This is a genomic window from Solemya elarraichensis gill symbiont (assembly GCF_002021095.1).
Taxonomy (GTDB): domain Bacteria; phylum Pseudomonadota; class Gammaproteobacteria; order Chromatiales; family Chromatiaceae.
The window spans coordinates 1-4181 of record NZ_MPRK01000158.1; the positions used below are offsets into that span (position 1 = coordinate 1).

A 4181-nucleotide genomic window follows, 5' to 3' on the forward strand; every position below is an offset into this window, starting at 1 on the left:
GGAGGGAGGTCGGCGGACTTTCTAACCAGCTTGCTGCACACATGGAACTCGATAATCCTGCTCACCAGAAGCTGGTGCGAGAGTTCTGGGATTCTCCAGCCATACCGGAGAAGGCCGGTTACAAGGCTGTTGACCTGTTTGATGCTGTGCACGCTGGGGAGGTCAAGGCTGTCTGGATTATGGCGACTAATCCCGTTGTCAGTCTGCCGAATGCCGACAGGGTTGCCGAGGCACTGCAGCGCTGTGAACATGTCATCGTTTCTGATGCGATGAGCAATACAGACACAATGGCTTACGCAAATATCAAGTTGCCTGCATGCACCTGGGGTGAGCGAGATGGCACGGTCACCAACAGTGAACGGCGTATCTCTCGTCAACGTCCATTTCTTCCGGCAGCAGGAAATTCTATGCCTGACTGGTGGATCATTTCTGCCGTTGCACACAAAATGGGCTTCGAAAATCATTTTCAATACTCCAATAGCGCCGATATCTTCATGGAGCATGCTGCGCTTTCCGGTTATCAGAATAACGGCGATCGGTTGTTCGATATCAGCGCCTTCGCAGCCCTTGGCAAAAAGGGTTATGGCACACTCCAACCAACACAGTGGCCACTTACGGCAAGTCTTGATTCAAAACCTTTCAACAGTGCTGATTTTTCAACAAGCGATCACAAGGCACAGCTGATTCCTGTCACGCCGCGCCCTCCCATGAGTAAGGTCAATGCAAGCATGCCATTCATATTGAATACAGGTCGTGTGCGTGATCATTGGCACACAATGACCAGGACAGCCCTGTCGCCAAGATTGTCCTCCCACCGCTTCGAACCTTTTGTAGAGATACATCCGCACGATGCCACCACCCAATCACTTCAGGATGGTGATCTCGCGGAGGTTTTCAACCACGATGGGTCTGTCATTGTTCGCGTGCAAGTCACCGACAAGCAGGGTGCCGGTAGCCTGTTCGTGCCAATGCACTGGACCAATGAGTTCAGCGCCAGCGGACGAGTCGGCGCATTGGTTGCGCCAAATACCGATCCGATATCCGGTCAACCAGAAAGTAAGCATTCAGTCGCTGCAATTCGTCCGTACAAGACGAAGTGGCAGGGCTTTATCTTGACGCGACGTGATTCCCTGCCGTTGGATTATGCAAGTTACTGGACTCGGTCCAGGGGCTCTGAGATGTGGCGATATGAAATTGCCGGGCACGATCAGCCTAATGATTGGGCGCAGCGTGCGCGCAGCCTGCTGTGCAAGGATGAGAATGATGTCAATTGGATCGAGTACTTTGATCGCGGCACTAATCAGTATCGGGCTGCCCGCTTTGAGGGAAACAAGCTGGAGAGCTGTGTATTCATAGGTGAACAGAAAACGCTTCCACCAAGGGATTGGCTGGTCACGCTGTTTGTGAAAAAAGAAATCACCAAGAGTGAACGCGTACAGCTACTCAGTGGCAAGGCACCTGCTGACCAGTGTGATGCAGGGCGGACACTCTGTTCATGTTTCAGTGTGGGCGAAAAGACGATTTTAGATGCAATAAGGAAAGATAAGCTGACCAGCGTTGAGGAGGTCGGTGAGAAATTACTCTGTGGTACCAACTGCGGATCATGCATTCCGGAACTGAAAGAGTTGCTTGGGCAGGCCATGGAGCTGTAGTTAATTATTCGAGCCGGACACCTGTTTCAATCACGCCTGACTCTTCACAGTACTCGACACTATCTTCAAGATGTGCAACATTATTCATGCAGATGAAACATCGCACGCAGGAACTGATCGGTATGAATATTAAAAAGCGCACATGGGAAATTGTCGAATACGCTAAACCGGGCGACCGCGTCAGCAAGATTTTTGATATCTGCCTGATGATATTGATTGTCGTGAATGTCACCATGGTCATATTGGATAGCGTGCCGTCAATCCATGCTCAATACGGCGATTTTCTGTTCTGGTTTGAAGCATTCTCAGTCGCTATTTTTACCGTTGAGTACATTGCAAGGGTGTGGTCATGCACCTTGCTCCCGCGCTATGCGAAACCTGTGTCCGGCCGCTTGAGATTTGCACTGCACCCGATGCTCCTGATCGACCTGATAGCGATTGTTCCATTCTATCTGCCCCTGTTAGGTGTGGATATGATGGTTGTTCGTATATTCAGATTGCTGCGTATTCTGCGTATCTTTAAATTAATGCGTTACTCTCGTGCATCTGCACTGATCGGAAATGTATTGAAAGATAAAATAGAAGAGCTTGCACTATCAACAATTCTGCTGATGTTCATGTTGATCGTTTCCGCTGCGCTGATGTACCACGCGGAGCATGAAGTGCAACCAGAGGTCTTTTCCAGTATTCCGGCTGCAATCTGGTGGTCGGTCGTGACCTTGACCACGGTCGGTTATGGAGACGTCTATCCGGTTACTGATTTGGGAAGAGTGTTTGGCGGAATGATTGCAATTATCGGGATTGGCATTGTCGCCCTGCCTGCGGGCATTCTGAGTGCAGGATTTGTCGAGGCGATTAACAAGAGTCATGAAATCACCGAGGATTCAAAATGTCCTCACTGTGGTAAAAAACTAAAGCTGTAGCTATGCACTCCCGGCCCTGATGCCCGCTTGGCATAGCTAGCAAATTTCACCTCGGCGAACCTCACATTAATTAATAGTATAAATTTCTGCGCTGTACAAAAAATCATTTCCTGCCGGGAAATGATGCATGTTGTTAGCTGAATTTCTCTGTTTAAACCATCTGAATTTTGCGGAGTCACATGTGCTATATTCAGATCGTCCCTTATAGATTAATTACTTAGCGGGTACTGAAAATGACATTAGAGAGCTTGACTGACGACGCAGTACGTCAGATTGAAGAGGTGTTTTCAAAGAAACTTACTGCCCAGGAGACGGAGAAAGTCTCGAAAATTGTCGAAAATACCTTGATTAAGGCTGTCACAGGAGTGACCAAGCACTATGTCGATGCGGCATTGATATGCTGTGGTCCGGAAGCAGACATGGCACATAAAATTAAGGAAGAGGTAGAGGCTAAAAAGCACGCCTTGTTCGGAAACCTGATTAGTTTGCGTTGATCTGACTCTATCTGTTCACCTCTCTGTGGCGACTGTCATATCTTACGTTGGCGGTACGCCGGATAGAAGGAGGTTCTGACGGTCGTTGAGAGGCTATCATCATTTCAGCTTTCAGTAAGTGTGCCTTGAATCCTTATAATAATGCAGTTACCTGAATGAATCCTTATAACAAAAACAGGTGTGTGCAGTTGCCAACACATCTTAATGAGACTTATCACAATAATGATTACCTTGTTGTTCGCCAGGTCCTTGATGCAATATGCATTGCTGAATTTGCTGAAGAGTGTGATCGCTTATCGGCTGATGAGGAAAAATATGACCAGCTTATTGCGGTAAGAGAGACGCTGGATGGAGGGGTGGTCCGAGACCGCCTTGATCCATTAAGTAAATATTCAAAGGTGTTCGCTGAACTTGCCGACAATAGTGTCATCACTACTATAGTCAGGCAGCTATTTGATGGCGATTGCAATCTTTTTAAAGATAAACTGATCCTCAAGCCACCGGGAACGACAGGATATCGTCTCCATCAGGACTATACACGCTATGCTTTTACAGGGATCCCTGCAGCAGACATATTGTCGGTTATGATCCCTATAGATTCAGCCACAAGGCGAAGTGGCGCTGTTACCGTTTTTCCAGGATACGCGGATAGAATTCTGCCTGAGCCACCCAATGATCCTTACGCTGCTGACCCTTCAGCAGTTGAATCGGATAGGGGCGTACTGATTGAACTGGAACCAGGAGACCTATTATTCTTTCACAGCGCCGCGCCTCATCTCAGTGGGCCAAATAAAACGAGTCATTCCAGGCGTGCGGCATTTCTGACATACAATCACGGCAAGTACGGAGACCAATATAGTAATTATTACGCTGGCCGTGAAAAGACGTACCGCTAATGATATTACCTTTGTTGAAACCACTCTCCATACGCGGCCAGATAATCGAGCTTCAGCCGATGGGAGATGAGTATAGACGTTTTATTTTCTATAATGCAGAAGCAAGAAATGCTTCGCTTCGTACGCTGCGCGCCAAGGAGAGAGAATCGAAGGCGCGTAGTCCCCGGTAGCCACTAGGCGAGACTGTTTTTCTGACGTGCGCCAGCGCCAAAGGAA

Annotated in this window: 4 protein-coding genes; all 4 read left to right on the forward strand. The window is 48.3% G+C overall.

The features are described 5' to 3' along the window. Positions 1–1652 (forward strand): molybdopterin dinucleotide binding domain-containing protein (locus BOW51_RS08020; protein ID WP_153039635.1); only part of this gene is annotated, 1652 nt, incomplete at its 5' end. Positions 1653–1738: 86 nt separating this feature from the next. After that, on the forward strand, positions 1739–2575 hold the full coding sequence (locus BOW51_RS08025; protein WP_245828619.1) for an ion transporter: 837 nt from the start codon (positions 1739–1741) through the stop codon (positions 2573–2575). 233 nt (positions 2576–2808) lie between these two features. Continuing rightward, positions 2809–3069: a hypothetical protein gene (locus BOW51_RS08030; protein WP_135568150.1), complete on the forward strand. Its 261-nt coding sequence runs from the start codon at positions 2809–2811 to the stop codon at positions 3067–3069. Positions 3070–3224: 155 nt separating this feature from the next. Beyond that, a complete protein-coding gene (locus BOW51_RS08035; RefSeq protein WP_078477235.1) occupies positions 3225–3965 on the forward strand; it encodes a phytanoyl-CoA dioxygenase family protein in 741 nt (246 codons plus the stop codon). Positions 3966–4181: the final 216 nt, after the last annotated feature.

Excerpts from the sequence above, each read along its gene's own strand:
- BOW51_RS08025 (WP_245828619.1), top strand. The coding sequence starts at position 1,739 with ATGCAGATGAAACATCGCACGCAGGAACTGATCGGTATGAATATTAAA.
- BOW51_RS08030 (WP_135568150.1), top strand. The coding sequence starts at position 2,809 with ATGACATTAGAGAGCTTGACTGACGACGCAGTACGTCAGATTGAAGAG.
- BOW51_RS08035 (WP_078477235.1), top strand. The coding sequence starts at position 3,225 with ATGAATCCTTATAACAAAAACAGGTGTGTGCAGTTGCCAACACATCTT.